Raw genomic sequence first — 17,840 nt, 5'->3', positions numbered from 1 at the left:
TGCGCGTCCGCTGCTAGTCCTGCTCGAAGGGATCGAGGATGCGCTCCGGCAGGTCCGCCACGGAGTCGATGATGTGGCTGGGGCGGAACGGGTAGCGCTGGATTTCGCGGTTATCGCTGATACCGGAGCGCACGAGGATGGTGCGCATGCCGGCTTCCAGGCCCGACTTGACGTCGGTATCCATGCGGTCACCGATCATGACGGTGTTCTCCGAGTGCGCGCCAATGTTATTCAGCGCGCTGCGCATCATGACCGGGTTCGGCTTGCCCACGTAGTACGGCTCGCGGTTCGTGGCGGCGGTGATGAGGGCTGCGACCGCGCCCGTGGCCGGCAGAACACCCTGCGGTGCCGGGCCGGTGACGTCCGGGTTGGTCGCGATGAATCGCGCGCCGGAGCGGATGAGGTTAATCGCGGTGGTAATCGCCTCAAAGGAGTAGGTGCGGGTCTCACCCAGCACCACGAAGTCAGCGTCAGTATCGTTGAGAATCCAGCCCGCCTCATGCAGGGCGGTGGTCAGGCCCGATTCACCCACTACGTAGGCGGTGGACAGGCCCGCCTGGGTGGACAGGAACGCGGCGGTGGCGGTGGCAGAGGTCCAGATGCGCTCCGCCGGGATGTCCAGTCCGGTGTTCTGCAGCCTTGCGGCTAGATCCCGCGGGGTGGACATGGAGTTGTTGGTGAGCACCATGTACTCGATGTTGTTGTCCTTGAGCGCCTGAATGAACTTGTCCGCGCCGGGAATCATCTCCCCTTCCTTGATGAGGACGCCGTCCATGTCAGACAGATAAGAAATCACGAGTGTTCCTCCAGATAGTCAGCAAGTTCGCCCACGGTGGAAAGAGTGAGCATGGTTTCCTCATCAAGGCGTACCCCGAAGGATTCCTCGATGCGAACGGCTAGCTCGATGCGCTCGAGCGATTCCACCCCGAGATCCTCCAGGCGGGCCTCGCGCTCGAGGCCCTCGTCAACGCCCGTGACCTTGGTGATGAGCCGGGTCAGCTCGCCGTAAGCATCGGCAGCGGGCTCCTCACTGGTTGGGGCAGTGGCGCCGAATTTGGCGTGGAGTTGTGCGGAGAGGTCATTAGCCATGTTCTTCAGTCTAGTATTGAATCGTCATGGTTATTCGAGCACGCTCTTCCGCCATCGCGCGCAGCTGGTCACGCCGGGTCCGCCCGGCCCAGCGCCGCGTTGAGCATATGGTCCACTCTCAGCTACATGATCTCACCACGGAGCCGGGGCTAACTGGGCTGAGTGACTCAGGCTTCATCGAGCACGACGGGGTACAGGTGGCCTGGTACGAGGTCGGCCCGAAGGATGCCGCGGCCACCGCCGTGTTCATCCACGGCTACTGCCTGTCCGCGGAGAGCTTCTACGACCAGGTCAAGGACGTGCGCGCTCACTTCCCGCAGGTGCGGTGCCTGCTTGTCGACGTCCGCGGACATGGCCAATCCACCCACGTCACCCCCGCCGAGTGCACGGTGGCCGGCGCGGCGGACGACGTCCTCGCTGTTATTGCGCAGCGCGCTGCCGACGGCCCGTTGGTGGTCCTGGGCCATTCGATGGGCGGCATGATCGCGCTCAACCTGCTGCGCCGCGCCCCACGGTCAGTGGCGGAGCGGGTGGCCGGCATGGTGCTGGTGTCCACATCCATCCAGCGCTTCGCCGCGGCCGGCTTTGCGCGAGTCCTCGAATCCCACCTGATGAAGGCGCTGTACCGCGCCTGCCTGCGCCTGCCAGAAAAGGCCAATAGCGCGCGCTTCGAGATTGCCGCCGTGGTGGCCCCGGCCTTCGCCGCACTGCTGCAGGGATTCCCCCAGATGGACAAGCTCCAGTTCCACGTCTCCATGCTGCTCGATACCCCCATGTCGAGCTACGCCGGCTTCTTCGATGACCTCGTGGAACACTCCGAATTCGGCGCTGCGGCGCGGCTGCGGGACATCCCGGGAGAAATCGTTGTGGGCTCCGCTGACATCGTCACGCCCAAGCGCCAGTCCGAGGTCATCGCTCGCCACTGGCCCGCGGCCGCCCACACCGTCATTGACGGCGCCGGGCACATGGTCATCCTGGAAGAGCCGGCCGAGGTCTCTAAGGCCCTGGGCCGTGTGCTGGAGGCAGTCGTGGACAAGGCAAAGGGCCCTCACTAACGGAGAGCCTCCTCGAACCCGGGGGAGGGATCTGGGGAAGCTTCCATCAGTGAGGGCCCCAAGTAGTGACTAACTACTGCTCCTCGACATCAGACGTGGAGGAGGTAGCCGTCGGGTCATCCAGCTTCAGGTCGCGGGCAGCCTTCTCCACGACGGAGCGCTCCACCTTGCCCTCGCGGGCCAGGCCCTCGAGGACGGCGACGACGATGGACTCGGCGTCGGTGTTGAAGAAGCGGCGAGCGCCCTCGCGGGTATCGGAGAAGCCGAAGCCATCCGCGCCCAGCGTGATGTAGTCACCCGGGACGTAAGGGCGAATCTGCTCCTGCAGGTCCGTGGCAAAGTCGGACACGCCGACGAACGGGCCCTCGAAGCCCTTGAGCTGCTTCGTGGCGAAAGCCTCGGTCGGCTCCACACCCTTGCGCAGCGCCTCCTTGTTGCGGGCGGCGCCGTCGCGCGCCAGGTTCACCCAAGAGGTGACCGAGAAGACGGAGGCCTTCACGTCGAACTGCTCCGCCAGGATCTCCTGGGCGCGCAGCGCCTCGTAGACGCCCACGCCGGAGGCCAGGATGTTGGCCGGCAGGGAGCCGGACTCGGCGGTGTTGTAGTGGTAGATGCCCTTGTGCAGGCCCTCGACGTCCAGGTTCTCCGGCTCGGCGGGCTGCTTGACCGGCTCGTTGTACACGGTGATGTAGTACATGATCGGCTCGTTGTTCTCGCCGTACATGCGCTCGATACCGCGCGGAACCAGGTGTGCAATCTCGTAGCCGAAGGCCGGGTCGTAGACCTCCACCGCCGGGTTGGTGGACGCCAGAATCGGGGAGTGGCCATCCATGTGCTGCAGGCCCTCACCCGTCAGGGTGGTTCGGCCGGCGGTCGCACCAATGATGAAGCCGCGGCCCAGCTGGTCGCCGGCGGCCCAGAAGGCATCGCCCGTGCGCTGGAAGCCGAACATGGAGTAGAAGATGTACAGCGGGATCATGGCCTCACCCTGCGTGGCGTAGGAGGTCGCCGCCGCGGTGAAGGAGGCGGCGGCGCCGGCCTCGGAGATGCCCTCGTGGAGGATCTGGCCGTCGGTAGCCTCGCGGTAGGACAGCATCAGGTCGTGGTCCACCGGGACGTAGTTCTGGCCGCGCGGGTTCCAGATCTTCAGGGTGGGGAACCAGGAGTCCATGCCGAAGGTGCGGGCCTCATCCGGGATGATCGGCACAACGCGCTTGCCCAGCTCCTTATCGCGCATGAGCTCCTTGAAGGTACGCACCAGCGCCATGGTGGTGGCCACGTCCTGCTTGCCAGAGCCCTTGCGCACCGAGCGCAGCTTCGACAAATCCGGCACGGTGAGCGTGTCGAAGTTTTCGCGGCGCTCCGGCAGGAAGCCGCCGAGCTCCTTGCGACGCTCCAGCATGTACTTGATTTCCGGGGTCTCCGGACCCGGGTGGTAGTACGGCGGCAGGTACGGATCTGCCTCCAGCTGCTCGTCCGTAATCGGAATACCCTGCTTGTCGCGGAAGAGCTTGAGGTCCTCCAGGGTCAGCTTCTTCATCTGGTGGGTAGCGTTGCGGCCCTCGAAATTGTGGCCCAGGCCGTAACCCTTAATGGTGTGGGCCAGGATGACCGTTGGGCGGCCGGTACCGGCGTAGCTCAGCGCCTTGTCGTAGGCGGCGTAGATCTTGCGGTAGTCGTGGCCGCCGCGGCGCAGGGCCCAAATCTCGTCGTCGCTGAGGTCCTCCGCCAGCTTGAGCGTGCGCTCGTCGCGGCCGAAGAAGTGTTCACGCACGTAGGCGCCGTCGTTGGCGCGGAAGGTCTGGTAGTCACCGTCGGAGGTGGTGTTCATGATGTTGACAAGGGCGCCTTCCTTGTCGGCGTCGATAAGCTTGTCCCAGCCGCGACCCCAAATGACCTTGATGACGGACCAACCCGCGCCGCGGAAGAAGGACTCCAGCTCCTGAATGATCTGGGTGTTACCACGCACCGGGCCGTCCAAGCGCTGCAGGTTGCAGTTCACCACGAAGGTGAGGTTATCCAGCTCGTACAGGGACGCCATCTGCAGCAGACCGCGGGACTCCGGCTCATCCATCTCGCCGTCACCCAGGAACGCCCACACGTGCTGCTTGGAGGTGTCCTTGATGCCGCGGGTCTCCAGGTACTTGTTGAAACGTGCCTGGTAGATGGCGTTGATCGGGCCCAGGCCCATGGACACGGTGGGGAACTCCCAGAAGTCCGGCATCAGGCGCGGGTGTGGGTAGGAAGGCAGGCCCTTGCCCTCGCCGCGGGAGTGCTCCTGACGGAAGCTGTCCATGTCCTCTTCGGTGAGGCGGCCTTCCATGAAGGCGCGGGCGTAGACGCCGGGGGAGGCGTGGCCCTGGAAGAAGACCTGGTCGCCGCCGGACGGATCGTCCTTGCCCTTGAAGAAGTGGTTCAGGCCCACCTCGTAGAGCGGGGCAGCGCCCGCGTAGGTGGAGATGTGGCCGCCCACGCCAATGCCCGGGCGCTGTGCGCGGTGCACCATGATGGCCGCGTTCCAGCGGATCCAGCGGCGGTAGCGCTTCTCCAGCTCCTCATCGCCGGGGAACTCCGGCTCGAGAGAAGTAGGAATAGTGTTCACGAAGTCCGAGGACGTTAGGGAAGGAAGAGGTACACGCTTCGCGGTCGCGCGCTCCAACAGGCGCAGCATGAGGTAGCGGGCGCGCTCCGGGTCGGAGGAATCAAGCAAACCGTCGAGGGAGTCCATCCACTCGCGGGTTTCTTCCGGGTCGGAGTCGTGCAGGTATGCAGCTACACCGTCACGAACGATGGGAAAATTGGAGTCACCCTTGACGGCGTCCAAATCGGCCATTGAATCCTCCTGGATAGTGGTACAAAGATCGTTATCTAGAATACGCGCCTACTAAATGGGGAGAAACCTCACTCCCCCATAGGTGTTTTGCGAGTGAAAAATGTCCACTTGTGGGTGGTCTCGGGGGAGGTTTGGCGCGAAAAAGTGAACGGCGGGCGTTAAAATACTCGCTATGACAACCACGACTCCATCGGAAGGAACTTCACACGTGACCGGATCTGCCGCCAAGCTCGGTATTGAGGAGGGGCAAATCGCCCTCGAGCTCGGCTGGGACGAGGACTGTGATTCCACGATTTCCGAGGCCATTGAAGACGTGCTGGGGGAGGATTTCCTCGACGAGGAGACCGACGAGCTGTGTGACGTCGTGCTGCTGTGGTGGCGCGCCGAGGACGGCGACTTGGTGGACGGCTTGGTCGACGCCTCCCGTCCCCTCGGCGATTCCGGCCGCATCTGGCTGATGACCCCGGGAGCTGGCAAGCCGGGCAACCTGGAGCCGGGCGAAATCTCCGAATCCGCACAGCTGGCGGGCCTGGTGCAAACCAAGGCGGAGCGCCTCGGCGAATGGCAGGGTTCCTGCCTGGTGGCTCGCGGCTACACCAAGAAGGCCTAAAATCGCCCGCTTTTCTAGCGGATTTGTCGCCGCGGGCGCACGTAGGCTAATCTTGTGCGAGCGCGTTAAGCGCACTGCGGCTTTAGCTCAGCTGGAAGAGCAACTGGTTTACACCCAGTAGGTCGGGGGTTCGATCCCCTCAGGCCGCACCAAATGAAACCCCTTTCCGTTAAGCCGGAGAGGGGTTTCGTCGTGCCCGGAGGGCGCCCGCGGGTGCTCTAGGGCGAAGGCCGCTTTGGTGGTCGGTGTAGATGCGGACTGCTCCGGCTGCTTTGAGTTGGGTGCGTTGGCGTTCGGGGTTTGGTCGGTAGTGCCGACGCTGGCGTAGCCGATGATTTGGCCGGCAATGCCCGTGGAGTATTCGTCAGAATCTAGGGTTGGTGTCGTTTGTGTTCGTTTGGCCTGGTTTAACCCTTGCGAACACTTGGTATGATTCCGGAATGAGTGTTCGGTTGGGGTATACCTCAAAAGGGCACCACTCGCCCCAATTCGTTTGCGTGTCACCAGCTATCTCACGTCGCCCGAGTTGAGCCTAGTTGGAACTTGGAGGATTGGTGTCCTGATGTTGGACTTCCTAGAACAATAGCCGAATGAGGTTACCCTCGAGTAGTGGACACCCTATTTGTGCGGATCTTGTGTCCGTAGGAGAGGATGTTCATTGTGAGTCAACAGCGCAAGAAGTACACGCCGGAGTATCGGCGTGAAGCCGCGAACCTGGTAATCGAGTCTGGGCGCCCGATTGCTCATGTGGCTAAGGAGATTGGCGTATCAGCCACAATTTTGGGCAGGTGGGTCAAACTCGAGCGTGAGCGCCGTGGAGCATCAGATGGGATGAGCGAGGCTGATCTTCGTGCTGAGAATGCTCGTCTGCGCCGGGAGCTGGCGGAAGCCAAGATGGATAATGAGTTTTTGTCAAAAGCGACAGCCTTCTTCGCTGCGAAGCAACGCGAGCAGAAAAGTTCGAATTGATGCAGCAGGAGAAGGCGAACTACAGCATCAAACGCATGGCACGGCTTTTAAAAGTGTCTCGGTCTGGATACTACAAATGGACCCATACGCAGCAGAAGCGACTATCCGGCGACGATGATCGCGCAGCTTTTTACGATGATGTTGACCGCAAGATTCATCAGATTTGGTCGGACTCCGATGAGGTTTATGGTGCTCCGCGGATTACCGCAGAACTTACCGAGCGCTACCACATTGCGCTTAACCGTAAGACTGTGGCTAAACGGATGCGCATGATGGGCATTGAAGGGATTTCACCGCGGGCCTTTGTTCCAGTGACAACGATCCAAGCCAAGCGTAAGTCCACGCTTCCTGACCTGGTCAAGCGCATGTTTGATACTGGTGAGCTCAACCGAGTATGGATGTCAGATATTACCTACCTGCGCACTGCTGAAGGCTGGTTGTACTTGTGCGCGGTACGCGATGGCCATTCCCGCAGGGTACTGGGCTGGGCTATGGATAGCGTTCAAGATACATACCTGGTCGAACGGGCCCTGCGAATGGCGCATACGCTGCGCGGTGACGTGCCTGACGGGCTAGTGTTTCACGCTGACCGCGGAACGCAATTTACCAGCGAGAAGCTCTGGGAAGTTTGCCGCAACCTGGGCATTGCTCAGTCCGTAGGGCGTACCGGTGTGTGCTTCGATAACGCGATGGCCGAGTCATTCTGGTCAACGCTTAAAACCGAGTTCTACGACCGTAAACGCTGGGCGACCCGTGATGCCGCACGCAAGGCCGTTGCCTACTGGATTGAAGTCGTCTACAACCGCCGGCGCCGACACTCCGCACTCGGGATGGCAAGCCCCGTCGACTTCGAGAACCACATTGGTCTAACCACCAGCAGAAAAGAAATAGCTGCCTAACCACTAGGTAGCTCCACTACGTGTCCACGATTTGCGGGCAACCCCACGAACGATGTAATCTGGGTGGGGGGAGACGACTAACCACACAAACCCGCGCTAAACAGCAAGCGTGTATTGAGGAGGATGGCATTGACGCGTAAACAGAAAAGCGCAGCCTACTGGTGGAGCGTTACTGTCGTTGTAGTGCTGTTCATCGCAACGCTTGTAATCAATTATCTAGCCGGACTAAGTGCTGATGAATCATACTTTGGAGCACATTGGTGGCATCGTCTGGCGTGGGTTACGCCACTGTTGTTCTTGGCTTCTTTGATTTGGGCCTGGTTCGAGCACAGGAAGAGGCATCGGTATCCGCATTGACCCATATTTAGTAGCGACGGGCGTGAATGAGAAGGAAGCCTTTGCGCTTGGGCGAAAGATGCTTTTGCTCTAGTGGGGAGTGTCGATCCTGCTTAGGCCAATTGGTGTGATGTCTAGCGACTCTTTGGACGTTTGCGGCGGTGGAATAGCCGGATGGCTTCGGCAATCTCGGTTTCGGTCGCTTCTCGCGTCCACGCAATCGCGTTCATGATCGTTCCCTTTGGGGCCGAGGCTAGAAGCGCTCGTGGCCGCGCTCGCGGATCCTCTCGTAGAAGTCCGGCTTGGAGGAGCCGTAGCGCGAGCGGGTGCGGCGGGACTGGGAGGCTGGGGTGGCCGAAGTCGGCGCCGACTCGTCGGTGTGGTCGGTGGTCTCCGCAGAAACCGCGGACTCGGGCGCAGAGGTGGTGGCGTCGCCAGCGGGGTGGGCCGGTTCGGCGGGGGCACCGTCGACAGCCGCGGCGGCGCTGGCCAGCGCGGCCTCCTCCTCGCGGGCACGGCGGCGCTCCTTGATCTCGGACCACACGAAGTAGCCCAGGCCCAGCGGCGCCATGATGCCAAACGCAATCCACTGGTAGCCGTAGGAGAGGTGATTGCCGCGGTCCAGCTTGGGCACCGGCAGGGCGTGGAGCTCGCCTGGCTGGTCGGGGGAGAGCTGCAGGTAGTCGTGGGCCAAGGAGGTGCCGGTGAGCTGGCCAATCTGCTCCGTGTTGATGGAGTAGACCTGCTCGTAGCCCTGCTGGTTCGTAGGTGCGGTGGCGTGCTGCGGCTCGTCGTAGCGCGCCATGCCCACGATGGTGACCTCGCCGGAGGGAGCCTTGTCGATGTGGGGGACGGTGTTGCCCTCATCCGTGGGCATCCAGCCGCGGTTGACCAGCAGGGTCATGCCGGAATCCGTCTGGAAGGGGACGAGGGACTGGAAGGCAGGGGCGGAATCCACCGGGCGCAGGCGCAGCAACACCTCCTGGTCCGGCAGGTAGTGGCCGGTCAGCTCCGCACGGGTCCACTCCTTGTTCAGGGAGCCGTCGGCGGAGAAGACGTCCTGCACCGGCTGCGGGTCGGACTCGTAGGCTTCCTCGATGAGGTGGTTGCGTTCCACAATCTTGTCGTCCTTGCCCAGCTGCCACGGTGCCAACACCGTGAAGGCGAAGTAGGAGAAGGCGACGACGAAGAGGAGCAGGAGCACCCACCCGGGCTTGAGGAACGTCTTGAGCATGTGGTTCAGCTTAGTCGCGCTGCTGGCGAATCCACGCGAGCAGGCCCGGCACCGCGGCATCGATCTCCTTGCGGGTGCGGGTGAAGTCCTCCTCGGTGCCGTAGTAGGGGTCCTCGACGCTGGCGTCCTCCGGGGAGTTCGGGTCGAAGCTGCGCATGAGGCGCACCTTCTCTGCCGGGATGCCGCGCTCTATCAGCGCCTCGCGGTGGCCGGTGTCCATGGCCACGAAGAGGTCGGCGTCCATATGCTCCGCGCCTAACTGGGCGGCGCGGTGGCTGGCGCCGTCGTGGCCGCCGCGGCGCAGCTCCGCCACCGCGCGCTCATCCGCGCCCTGGCCCACGTGCCAGCCACCCAGGCCGCACGAGGAGACTCGAGCTAGAAGATCGAGCATGTCGGTCTCCATGGCATCGCGCGTAATGATCTCCGCCATGGGTGAGCGGCAGATGTTTCCCGTGCAGACGAAGACAATGTGGAGTTGGTTGTTGTTCTCCGGAGGCGTCATGCGGGAGTCTCCTTAAGATATAGGGTGCGCTGGCGAACGAAAGCTAGGATATAGCAGCGACACGAATGACGTGAAACCCAAGGTTACAAAGGAGCTTTTCAGATGGCAGAGCACACCACCGTCGGCGAGGTTCGCCGCGTCCTCCATGAGGCTTACCCGCCGGAGCTCGCCGAATCCTGGGATTCCGTCGGCCTGGTCTGCGGCGACCCGGCCGCCGAGGTGAGCACCGTGGCCTTCGCCCTCGACTGCACCCAGGAGGTGGCAGACCGGGCGGTGGAGCTGGGCGCACAAATGCTGGTGGTGCATCACCCGCTGCTCATGCGCGGGGCGAGTTCCGTGGCGGCGGATACCCCGAAGGGCAAGGTCATCCACACGCTTCTCCGAGGCGGGGTGGCGCTGCTGGCCGCCCACACCAACGCCGACAAGGCTCGGCCCGGCGTCAACGACAAGTTGGCGGAGCTGGTCGGGATTAAGCCGGGGCGGCCAATTGTGCCGGTGGAGCCCTACGAGGACCTGGAGACCGCGCTGGGTCTGGGGCGCGTGGGAGAGCTGCCGGAGGCCATCACGCTGCGCGAGTTTACCCAGCGCGTGGCCGACGCCCTGCCGGAGACCGTGTGGGGCGTGCGCGCGGCGGGCGACCCGGAGCGCATGGTCAAGAAGGTGGCGGTCTCCAGCGGTTCCGGGGACTCCTTCCTGGATCAGGCAGCAGCCCTGGGCGTGGACGTGTACGTGACCTCGGACCTGCGCCACCACCCGGTGGATGAGCACATGCGGGCTGCGCACCTGATGGACCCGGAGGGCCCGGCCGTGATCGATACCGCCCACTGGGCCAGCGAATTTCCCTGGACGGCCCAGGCGCGCGATATTGTGGAGGACGCATTGCGCGTGAACACCGAGATCATCGATGTCCGCACCGACCCATGGACGATTTCTGCGCATAAGGAGAACTAAATGAAACTGCCACCGCATCTGCAGCCCGTACTGCTCGAGCTGGCCACACTGGAGCGCACCCAGGCGCTCGGCGGGCCCGCTGTCCTTCCGGAGCAGGAGGAGTACGACAAGGCACAGGTCGAGCACGCCCGGCTTGTCGACGCTTCCGGCTCCGCCCAACTGGCCGTCGACGACATGGAGATGGAGATCCTGCGCATCCAGGCCGACGAGCGCAAGCTGCGCCAGCGCGAGCGCGACGACAAGGCCCAGCTCGGTGCGGCCACCGACCCCGAGCAGCGCAAGGACCTCGAGCACGACCTGTACGCGGCCAAGTCCCGCATCGCGGATCTTATGAGCGAGCTGCAGGAAGCCCACAACGAGATCCACGCCCTGCGCTCCAACCTGGACGTCCACGGCGCCAAGCTCTCCGACTCCGAGCGCAAGCTGGAGGTTCTCAAGCGTGCGGCCGAGGCCGCCCAGGAGGCCGCCGACAACCGCCCCGACCCGCAGCTGCGCATCACCGAGCTGCGCGAGCAGCTCCCGGCCGATGTGGTGGAGGAGTACGAGACCGTGCGCGAGGAAAACGGCGTGGGTGCCGCGGCGTTTACCGGCCGGGCCTGTGGCGGCTGCTTCATCGTGCTGCCCCCGGCGGAGCAGAACGCGGTGCGCAACGCGCCTGCCGACGTCCTCCCGCAGTGCGGCGATTGCGGCTCCTACCTGGTGCGCCCGGCTTCATGAAGCTCGTCATCTTCGCCGATGGTGGCTCCCGCGGCAACCCCGGCATCGCCGGCTCCGGCACCGCGGTCTACAACGCCGACCGCTCCCAGCTGCTCAAGGAAATCGCCTACGTCGTAGGCCGAAAATCCACCAATAACGTGGCCGAATACCACGGCCTCCTGCGCGGCTTGGAGGCCGCCGTGGCTATGGGTGCTGACGAGGTGGAGTTCTACATGGACTCCAAGCTCGTGGTGGAGCAAATGAACGGGCGCTGGAAGATCAAGCACCCGGACATGCAAAAGCTCGCGATTGAGGCCCGCGGCCTGCTGGACCAGATCGGCAGCTTCAGCCTGCAGTGGGTTCCGCGCGCCAAGAACAAGGTGGCGGATGCGCTGTCCAACGTGGCGATGGACGCCGCGGCCAAGGGCGAGCCCGTCGGCATCCTCGGCGCAGACGACGCCGGTGCTGACACCAATGCTGCCGACGCCGCAGATACCGCCGGTGCGGCGGTGGGGGCCGGGGAGACGTCGGAAAGCACTGCGTCACCGCTCTCCTCCGCCAAGCCCGCCGAGGGAACCTGGAATGCCTCCGACTGGCGCCGCGAGACCGGGCCGGTAACCCGGTTCATCCTGCTGCGCCACGGCCAGACGCCGATGTCCGCCGCCAAGCAGTACTCCGGGCACGCCAACCCGGAGCTTTCGGAGCTGGGGCAGAAGCAGGCGCTCGCCGCCGCCCAGGCGCTGGCGGAGACCCACATCGACGCCGTCGTGTGCTCCCCGCTGCGCCGCTGCCAGCAGACCGCCGCCGCGGTGGTGAAGGGCCGCGACCTGCAGGTGGAGACCGTGGACAAGCTCATCGAGGTCGACTTCGGACGTTGGGAAGGCAAGACCTTCGCCGAGGCCGAGGCCGCCGACCCCGAGCTGCACGCCCGCTGGCTCAAGGACACCTCCGTGGCCTGCCCGGGCGGGGAGTCCCTGCGCGCAGTCCACCGCCGTGTCAGCGCCGCCCGCCGCGAGCTGGAGGAGCGCTTCGCCGGCAAGACGGTGCTCGTGGTCTCCCACGTCAACCCCATCAAGTCCTTCGTGCGCCAGGCCCTCGACGCCGGGCCGCAGACCCCGCTCCACCTGTTCTTGGGCTTGGCCTCCCTCAGCGAGGTCGAATTCTTTGACGGCGGTAGCACCCTGCACCGATTCAACGATGTGGGGCATTTGAGCGCACTGGGATAAACTAGCGGGAGCGAATGAGCCGACCGGGTAAACGCGTCCTTGCGAACCGGCCCCCAGCGCGGGGCTAGGCGCGGGCCGAGGAAAGTCCGGACTCCACAGAGCACGGTGGTTGCTAACAGCAACCCGGGGTGACCCGCGGGAAAGTGCAACAGAGAGTAGACCGCCGCGCACTCCGCTACGCTTCGGCGCGGCGTGGGGAAGCGGTAAGGGTGAAAGGGTGCGGTAAGAGCGCACCAGCACCGTCAGCGATGGCGGTGGCTGGGTAAACCCCACTGGGAGCAAGGCATCACGGCCCGCCACGATTGCGGGCCCGATCAGGCGTAGTAGGTTGCTCGCTGAAGCCTGAAGGTAGCCGCTTGAGCCAACTGGCAACGGTTGGCCTGGATGGATGTTTACCGCCGCGCTACGTGCGCGGTACAGAATCCGGCTTATAGGTTGGCTCATTCGCTCCCACCGGCATAATTTTTGGAACAATGGGGCGGCATGAAGCTGTATGCCGCCCCTTTAGATTTCCGCGCCATTGCGGAGGAATTCTCCGTTCCCACCGACTTTCCCGCGGACGTGACCGCCCACGCCGCAGCCGCCCACGACCGCTACGCGGAGTCGCGCCGCGACGCCCGGGACATCCCCTTCGTCACCATTGACCCGGCCGGCTCCAAGGACCTGGACCAGGCGGTGTTCATTGAGGCGCGCGGGGCCGGCTACCGGGTGCACTACGCCATCGCGGACGTCGCCGCGTTCGTGGAGCCCGGCTCCGTACTGGAGGAGGAATCCCTCAAGCGCGGGCAGACCATCTACCTGCCGGACGAGCCCGCGCGCCTCCACCCGGCGCAGCTGTCCGAGGATAGGGCTTCGCTGCTTGCCGACGTCGACCGGCCCGCCGTCCTCTGGACCTTCGACCTTGACTCGGCAGGGGAGGTGGAGGACTTTAAGGTGGAGCGCGCCCTGGTGCGCAACCGCGCGCGCCTGGACTACGACCAGGTCCACCAGGATCTGGAAAACGGCAGCCTGCATTCCTCCATCGCGCTTTTGCCGCAGGTGGGCAAGCTGCGCCAGGCCTCCTCGCTGCGCCGCGAGGCGATCAACCTGCGCGTGCCCTCGCAGCGGGTCTCCGAAACCACCGACGACGGCGCAGGACACTACGAGCTCATCATCGAGCCGCGCTACGAGGTCATGGATTTCAACTCAGAAATCTCCCTGCTGACCGGCATGTGCGCCGGCCAGCTCATGGAGCGCCACGGTATTGGATTCCTGCGCACCCTGGCCGCCGCCACGCCGGAGGCCGAGGAGGAGTTCCGCTCCGAGGCGCAGGCGCTGGGCTTCTCGCTCGACGGCCAGTCCATCTCCGAGTTCCTCCACTCCGTCGACGCGGACTCACCCCGCGGAATGGCGATTATGCGCGAAGCACAGCGCCTCTTGCGCGGCGCGGACTACGTGTGGCTGGACGATGCGCCGGCGGAGGTACACGCCGGCATCGGCGGCTTCTACGCGCACGTCACCGCGCCCCTGCGCCGCCTCGTCGACCGGTTCGCCACCGAGGTGTGCCTGGCACTCAGCGGCGGCTACGAGGTCCCGGAATGGGTGCGCGAGCGCGCCGGGGACGTCGTGTCCACGATGCGCTCCACCTCGCAGCTGGCCTCCCAGGTGGATAAAGCATGCCTCAACCTCACCGAGGCCACCGTGCTCGCGCCCTGGGTGGGCACGAACTTCGACGCCGTCGTGGTCGACGGCGGGCCGAAGCGCGAGAAGGCCCGCCTCTTCGTCCTCGAGCCGCCCGTCATCGGGGAGGCCGTGGGCCAGCCAGCAACGGGCCAGGAAACCACCGTCTCCCTGGTTAAGGCCGAGGTGGCCAAGCGCGACGTGCTCTTTGCCTGGCCGGCCGACTAGCCCTCCGTGACAGCCGGGGTGCCTGCGGCAATCGGCACCACCAGAAGGCCGTCCGCAGCCAGATCAGCCGCAAAGTTGTGTGCCTTGGTGTGGGGCACGTACGCGATCACCGCCGTCGACGTTCCTGCATGGGCAGAACGCGCCGCCAGCGCCCCGCGGGCGGTGGCCAATTCCGCCAGCTTCTCCGCTGAGTCAAAACCGTAGACGGTGGCTAGCGCCGACTGGGACTGCGTGAGCAGCGGGAAGAGCTCCGCCCCGCGGCGCGAGCGCAACGCGCGTGCCACCGCCTGGGCCCGCTCAGTTTCCTCGGCATAGAAGTTAAGCCACGCCGTGGCCTGCGCAATGGTGGGCTGGTTCTCGGGCCCATGCACCTTGTGGACAGCAGCCAGCCACTCCAGGACGCGCTGCGGGGCGTCAGGCAGTAGGCGCAAAGACTCCGCGCCAAAAGCCACGCAGGCCTTATCCACGAAGCGCTCGCGCGCGCGGATATCAGCAACCGCCTCCGCCGAATCGAACTCACCCGGCACCGCCAGCACGAAGGCGGCCACCTCTTGGTTAACCACGTGCGGCGCCTGGGTGACGGAGCCATCGGCATAGTCGATGATGGTGATCGCATCCCCCGTACCGCGCAGCGCCGCCGAGTGGCGGGCGCGCAACGCCGGGTAGTGGGCGAAAGTGCCTACAGCCTGGGCACAGACCTCCGCCAACCGGGCGCGCAGGGGCGCGTCGTGCGGATCGTCGGCATCTCCCAGCAGCGCCAGGGCGGTGGCGACGTCAATCGCGGCCGCCGCGCCCAGGCCAGCCGTGGCCGGGATGTCCGTAACCACCGTGATGTCAGCGCCTGCGGTGTCGCGGGTGAGCAGCTGGCGATTAATCATGGTGTGGATAATCCCGCCGAGCCGCGCGGCCAGCCCGCCCTGCGGGGCGGGCGGCTCGATGGGCTGGCCTTCCTCATCGACGGTGGGCTGCTGCTCGGCCGCCAGCGCGGACACCTGGTCCAAGGTGATCGTTTCTTCGCTGGTGGTGCCGTCGGCATGCTGGCAGTGCACGCGCACGGTGCCGTCGGTGCGGGGCCCGACGGCGACGGCGGCCCGCATGTCGTTGAGACCCATGATGGTAACGCCGCCGAAGTGGTCGATGTGTTCGCCGATGAGCGACCATGTGGCAGGAGCGCTGGCGACGTGCGCCGGTGCTGCACCAGTGATCGTGGTGTGCTCGGCGCGGGCGCGATCGGCGGCCGGGGTGGTGGGGGCGGTCCACAAGGGCATAGGGAATGTACTCCTTTGCTGGTGGCGAGGGATTCTCTACAGGTGTGCCCGAGAGAGTGACCCGTCCATTCTAGCGGGCGCGCCGGGGAGGGCGTCTGTAGTGTGGGGTAACACTGCAGCACGCGGGGCGCGCACAGCGCGACCCGCGCAGTCCGGTGTCGCACCTTTTAACGGCGCGACTCGGCTCTACTGACACACAGAGATTGGAGATGACAATGGCCGACGTTGAGAACCAGTGGTTCTACGACCCTTCTACCGGGGAAGTTTCCCAGGGCAAGACTTCCGGGTGGGAGAACCGCATGGGCCCCTACAATTCCCGCGAGGAGGCCGAGCACGCCATTGAGATTGCGAAGGCACGCACTGCTCAGGCCGATGCCGAGGATGAAGCTGAGGACAACTACTAAAGCGTCCTCTCAAAAACCTACTGGCCCCACCGCCAGGTGTAGCCGCGCACACAGAGTGCGGGGCGACCTCGTGCGGTGGGGCCAGTGCTACTGCTCAGCCAGGTGGGTCTGGCTACGAGCAGCTGGTGGCTAGCGCAGCTTCTTGCGCAGCGGCTTGAACGCAGACTTGATGGCCTTGAAGCTTTCCGCATAGGCGTCCAGTGCTTCCAAGCCGATGGCGCGCTCGCGCTGGTATAGCAGGCCGTACCCGAAGGTGTCCTCACCGCGGCGGCGTGCCGTCTCTGCGAGCTCGAGCAGCTTATCGCGGGAAGTCACAGAGTCCTGGAAGTCACCCAAGACGGACTGCATCTGCTTGCACGCCTTGTACAGGTTCTTCGTCTTGAGGTTGGTAGCAGACCCGGCGGCCTCAGCGGCGTAGCGCAGCTTCTTCGCCGCCTTGCGCATGTCGTGGAAGTAATCCTCGCGCTCATGAAGAGTTAGCTCAGAGTTATCCCAATTCGACACTGCCTTCTTGTGGCGCTTGACCAGCTTCTCGTAGGCCTGCTGCAGGTGCAGGGCCATGACGGTGTCAAGGTCGTGCAGCTCGTCGTCGTCCTTCTTGGCGTGCTTCGCGCGCGACTTCTTCTCCGGCGCTGGCGCCTTGTTGTCGGTGCTGGTCGATTCGGCGTTGCCCTCAGCGGCCGGTTCCTGGGCATCAGAATCTTCTGACTCAGGAGCATCGGACTCAGCTTCTTCAGCCACCGGCGGGTGGGCGAGGAAAGAGTCCAATGCATCGAGCAGATCGAGGTACTGGTTGGAATCCAGTGCGGCAATGACACGGCGGTGGGCGCGGCGGTAGTCGCGGCCCATATCGTGCGCGAGGTGCTCACGGGTTGCCTCATCCAGAACGTCGGAGTCTTCCGAAGCGAGGAGGTTCTGCCAGCGCTCTTCTACGACCTCGGCGTCACGAGCCACGCCGAGCATGCTGGCGAGCTCCTTGAGGTCCGATTCGATGCGCTCGATTTCCGGTCCAACCACGATGCCGTGGAAGGTCTGCAGATGGCTGCGAAGCTCACGGGTAGCAACGCGCATCTGGTGAACGGAGTCCCACTCGTCGCGGCGCACACGCGGGTCATAGTCCACGAGCTTGTCGCGGTTCGCCTTGAGAGCTTCAACGACGGCTGCGGCCGCGGAATCCGGGTCCACGTCTGACTCAGCGAGGGCCGGAGGAAGTGCCACGTTTTTAATCGAGTCACCCAAAGCCGACTTCAGCTTCGACGGGGAAGAAGAAACACGCGCACCAGAGCTGATGAGGAACGAAGTGGCCTTGCGCAAGAAAGCGCTGCCCTCCTCCGTGCCCGGAAGCGAGCCAGCAAGCTCAACCTCCCACTCACGCCAAGCGCTTTGGGAGCCACCCGGGAGGAAGGAGAACGCAGTGACGTGGTCATCACAGAACTCAGCAACCGGTTGGTCTGCGGAGTCCACCAGGAGTAGCTCCGTGCGGTTGTTGTCCACCTGGGCAATTGGTTCTAGGGCATGGTTGCGGATAACGGAGCGTACCTCGCGGACCAGCTCCTCGGGTACCTCGTAGCGGCCGTCCACGGGCTCGCCGAGTTCGGCGCGAATCTCGGTGCGGCCGGCAGCACCTGGCACCTTGATGTGCCAACCGTCATCGTTTCCACCGGTGCGTCGACGCAGAGTGATCTTTGCGTGGGTAAGGCGAAGATCCTCAGTGTCGTAGTAAATCGCAGACATGGAGTGGTGGCGGGTTTCCGCAACGCGGGTGACTTCCTCAAGGCGAGTCAGGTCAGGGGCCGGGGTGGAATCGGCCACGGCGAATTTTGCTTCGACTTCTAGAAAAGTCTTCGGAGACATACACACACCTTCGTCGGGGGAGATGGA

Annotated in this window: 15 protein-coding genes, 1 tRNA gene and 1 other RNA gene; 10 read left to right on the top strand and 7 right to left on the bottom strand. The window is 64.4% G+C overall.

What is annotated here, in order from left to right; all coding sequences use genetic code 11:
* Positions 1-13 precede the first annotated feature (13 nt).
* Both ACKFR8_RS05480 and ACKFR8_RS05475 read right to left on the bottom strand, forming a co-directional pair.
* Positions 14-796, bottom strand: a complete 783-nt coding sequence (locus ACKFR8_RS05480) for an HAD-IIA family hydrolase (protein WP_296133046.1) — start codon at positions 794-796, stop codon at positions 14-16.
* The gene (locus ACKFR8_RS05475; protein WP_296133045.1) at positions 793-1,089 is read right to left on the bottom strand and encodes an acyl carrier protein; all 297 of its coding nucleotides are present in this window, start codon (positions 1,087-1,089) and stop codon (positions 793-795) included. Before ACKFR8_RS05475 ends, ACKFR8_RS05480 begins: the two co-directional genes overlap by 4 nt.
* Before the next feature lie 26 nt (positions 1,090-1,115).
* Between ACKFR8_RS05475 and ACKFR8_RS05470 the strand changes: the two genes are divergently transcribed.
* Complete coding sequence (locus ACKFR8_RS05470; protein WP_296133044.1) at positions 1,116-2,144, top strand: alpha/beta fold hydrolase; 1,029 nt, start codon at positions 1,116-1,118, stop codon at positions 2,142-2,144.
* A 73-nt stretch (positions 2,145-2,217) separates the two neighbouring features.
* Here ACKFR8_RS05470 and aceE read toward each other — a convergent pair whose 3' ends face one another.
* On the bottom strand, positions 2,218-4,977 hold the full coding sequence (aceE, locus tag ACKFR8_RS05465) for a pyruvate dehydrogenase (acetyl-transferring), homodimeric type (protein WP_408930819.1): 2,760 nt from the start codon (positions 4,975-4,977) through the stop codon (positions 2,218-2,220).
* Positions 4,978-5,149: 172 nt separating this feature from the next.
* Here aceE and ACKFR8_RS05460 point away from each other — a divergent pair, with 172 nt between their 5' ends.
* From ACKFR8_RS05460 to ACKFR8_RS05450, 3 genes are all read left to right on the top strand, one after another.
* On the top strand, positions 5,150-5,587 hold the full coding sequence (locus ACKFR8_RS05460) for a DUF3052 domain-containing protein (RefSeq protein WP_296131259.1): 438 nt from the start codon (positions 5,150-5,152) through the stop codon (positions 5,585-5,587).
* Positions 5,588-5,663: 76 nt separating this feature from the next.
* Positions 5,664-5,739: transfer RNA gene (locus tag ACKFR8_RS05455), tRNA-Val, on the top strand.
* Between the two features lie 499 nt (positions 5,740-6,238).
* Positions 6,239-7,455, top strand: a protein-coding gene (locus ACKFR8_RS05450) for an IS3 family transposase (RefSeq protein WP_408929507.1) whose coding sequence is annotated in 2 segments (ribosomal slippage) — positions 6,239-6,500 and positions 6,500-7,455 — 1,218 coding nt in all. Because the reading frame shifts where the segments join, the coding sequence is not laid out codon by codon here.
* A 589-nt stretch (positions 7,456-8,044) separates the two neighbouring features.
* On the opposite strand, the gene ACKFR8_RS05445 is transcribed toward ACKFR8_RS05450, so the two are convergent.
* Positions 8,045-9,025, bottom strand: a complete 981-nt coding sequence (locus tag ACKFR8_RS05445) for an SURF1 family cytochrome oxidase biogenesis protein (protein ID WP_296131256.1) — start codon at positions 9,023-9,025, stop codon at positions 8,045-8,047.
* Between the two features lie 10 nt (positions 9,026-9,035).
* Complete coding sequence (locus ACKFR8_RS05440) at positions 9,036-9,527, bottom strand: low molecular weight protein-tyrosine-phosphatase (RefSeq protein WP_408930818.1); 492 nt, start codon at positions 9,525-9,527, stop codon at positions 9,036-9,038.
* A gap of 102 nt (positions 9,528-9,629) precedes the next feature.
* On the opposite strand from ACKFR8_RS05440, the gene ACKFR8_RS05435 reads away from it, so the two are divergent.
* The 5 genes from ACKFR8_RS05435 (at position 9,630) to ACKFR8_RS05415 (ending at position 14,287) form a co-directional block, all read left to right on the top strand.
* Positions 9,630-10,478: a Nif3-like dinuclear metal center hexameric protein gene (locus ACKFR8_RS05435; RefSeq protein WP_408930817.1), complete on the top strand. Its 849-nt coding sequence runs from the start codon at positions 9,630-9,632 to the stop codon at positions 10,476-10,478.
* Positions 10,479-11,195, top strand: coding sequence for a zinc ribbon domain-containing protein (locus tag ACKFR8_RS05430; RefSeq protein ID WP_408930816.1), 717 nt, complete (start codon positions 10,479-10,481; stop codon positions 11,193-11,195). It begins immediately after the preceding gene.
* Positions 11,192-12,400: a bifunctional RNase H/acid phosphatase gene (locus tag ACKFR8_RS05425; RefSeq protein ID WP_408930815.1), complete on the top strand. Its 1,209-nt coding sequence runs from the start codon at positions 11,192-11,194 to the stop codon at positions 12,398-12,400. The genes ACKFR8_RS05430 and ACKFR8_RS05425 overlap by 4 nt, the downstream gene beginning before the upstream one ends.
* A gap of 15 nt (positions 12,401-12,415) precedes the next feature.
* Positions 12,416-12,847: RNase P RNA component class A (gene rnpB / locus ACKFR8_RS05420), an RNA gene on the top strand.
* A gap of 36 nt (positions 12,848-12,883) precedes the next feature.
* A complete protein-coding gene (locus ACKFR8_RS05415; RefSeq protein ID WP_408930814.1) occupies positions 12,884-14,287 on the top strand; it encodes an RNB domain-containing ribonuclease in 1,404 nt (467 codons plus the stop codon).
* Here ACKFR8_RS05415 and ACKFR8_RS05410 read toward each other — a convergent pair.
* A complete protein-coding gene (locus tag ACKFR8_RS05410; RefSeq protein ID WP_408930813.1) occupies positions 14,284-15,555 on the bottom strand; it encodes a galactokinase family protein in 1,272 nt (423 codons plus the stop codon). The two genes, ACKFR8_RS05415 and ACKFR8_RS05410, sit on opposite strands and share 4 nt — an antisense overlap.
* Before the next feature lie 215 nt (positions 15,556-15,770).
* Between ACKFR8_RS05410 and ACKFR8_RS05405 the strand changes: the two genes are divergently transcribed.
* On the top strand, positions 15,771-15,959 hold the full coding sequence (locus tag ACKFR8_RS05405; protein WP_296131238.1) for a hypothetical protein: 189 nt from the start codon (positions 15,771-15,773) through the stop codon (positions 15,957-15,959).
* A 129-nt stretch (positions 15,960-16,088) separates the two neighbouring features.
* Here ACKFR8_RS05405 and ACKFR8_RS05400 read toward each other — a convergent pair whose 3' ends face one another.
* Positions 16,089-17,813 (bottom strand): CYTH and CHAD domain-containing protein, encoded by a 1,725-nt coding sequence (locus ACKFR8_RS05400; RefSeq protein WP_408930812.1) that lies wholly within the window; start codon positions 17,811-17,813, stop codon positions 16,089-16,091.
* Between the last annotated feature and the right edge of the window lie 27 nt (positions 17,814-17,840).

Source organism: Corynebacterium axilliensis, from assembly GCF_046097495.1.
GTDB lineage: Bacteria > Actinomycetota > Actinomycetes > Mycobacteriales > Mycobacteriaceae > Corynebacterium.
This window is presented reverse-complemented; position numbering and strand designations above follow the sequence as displayed.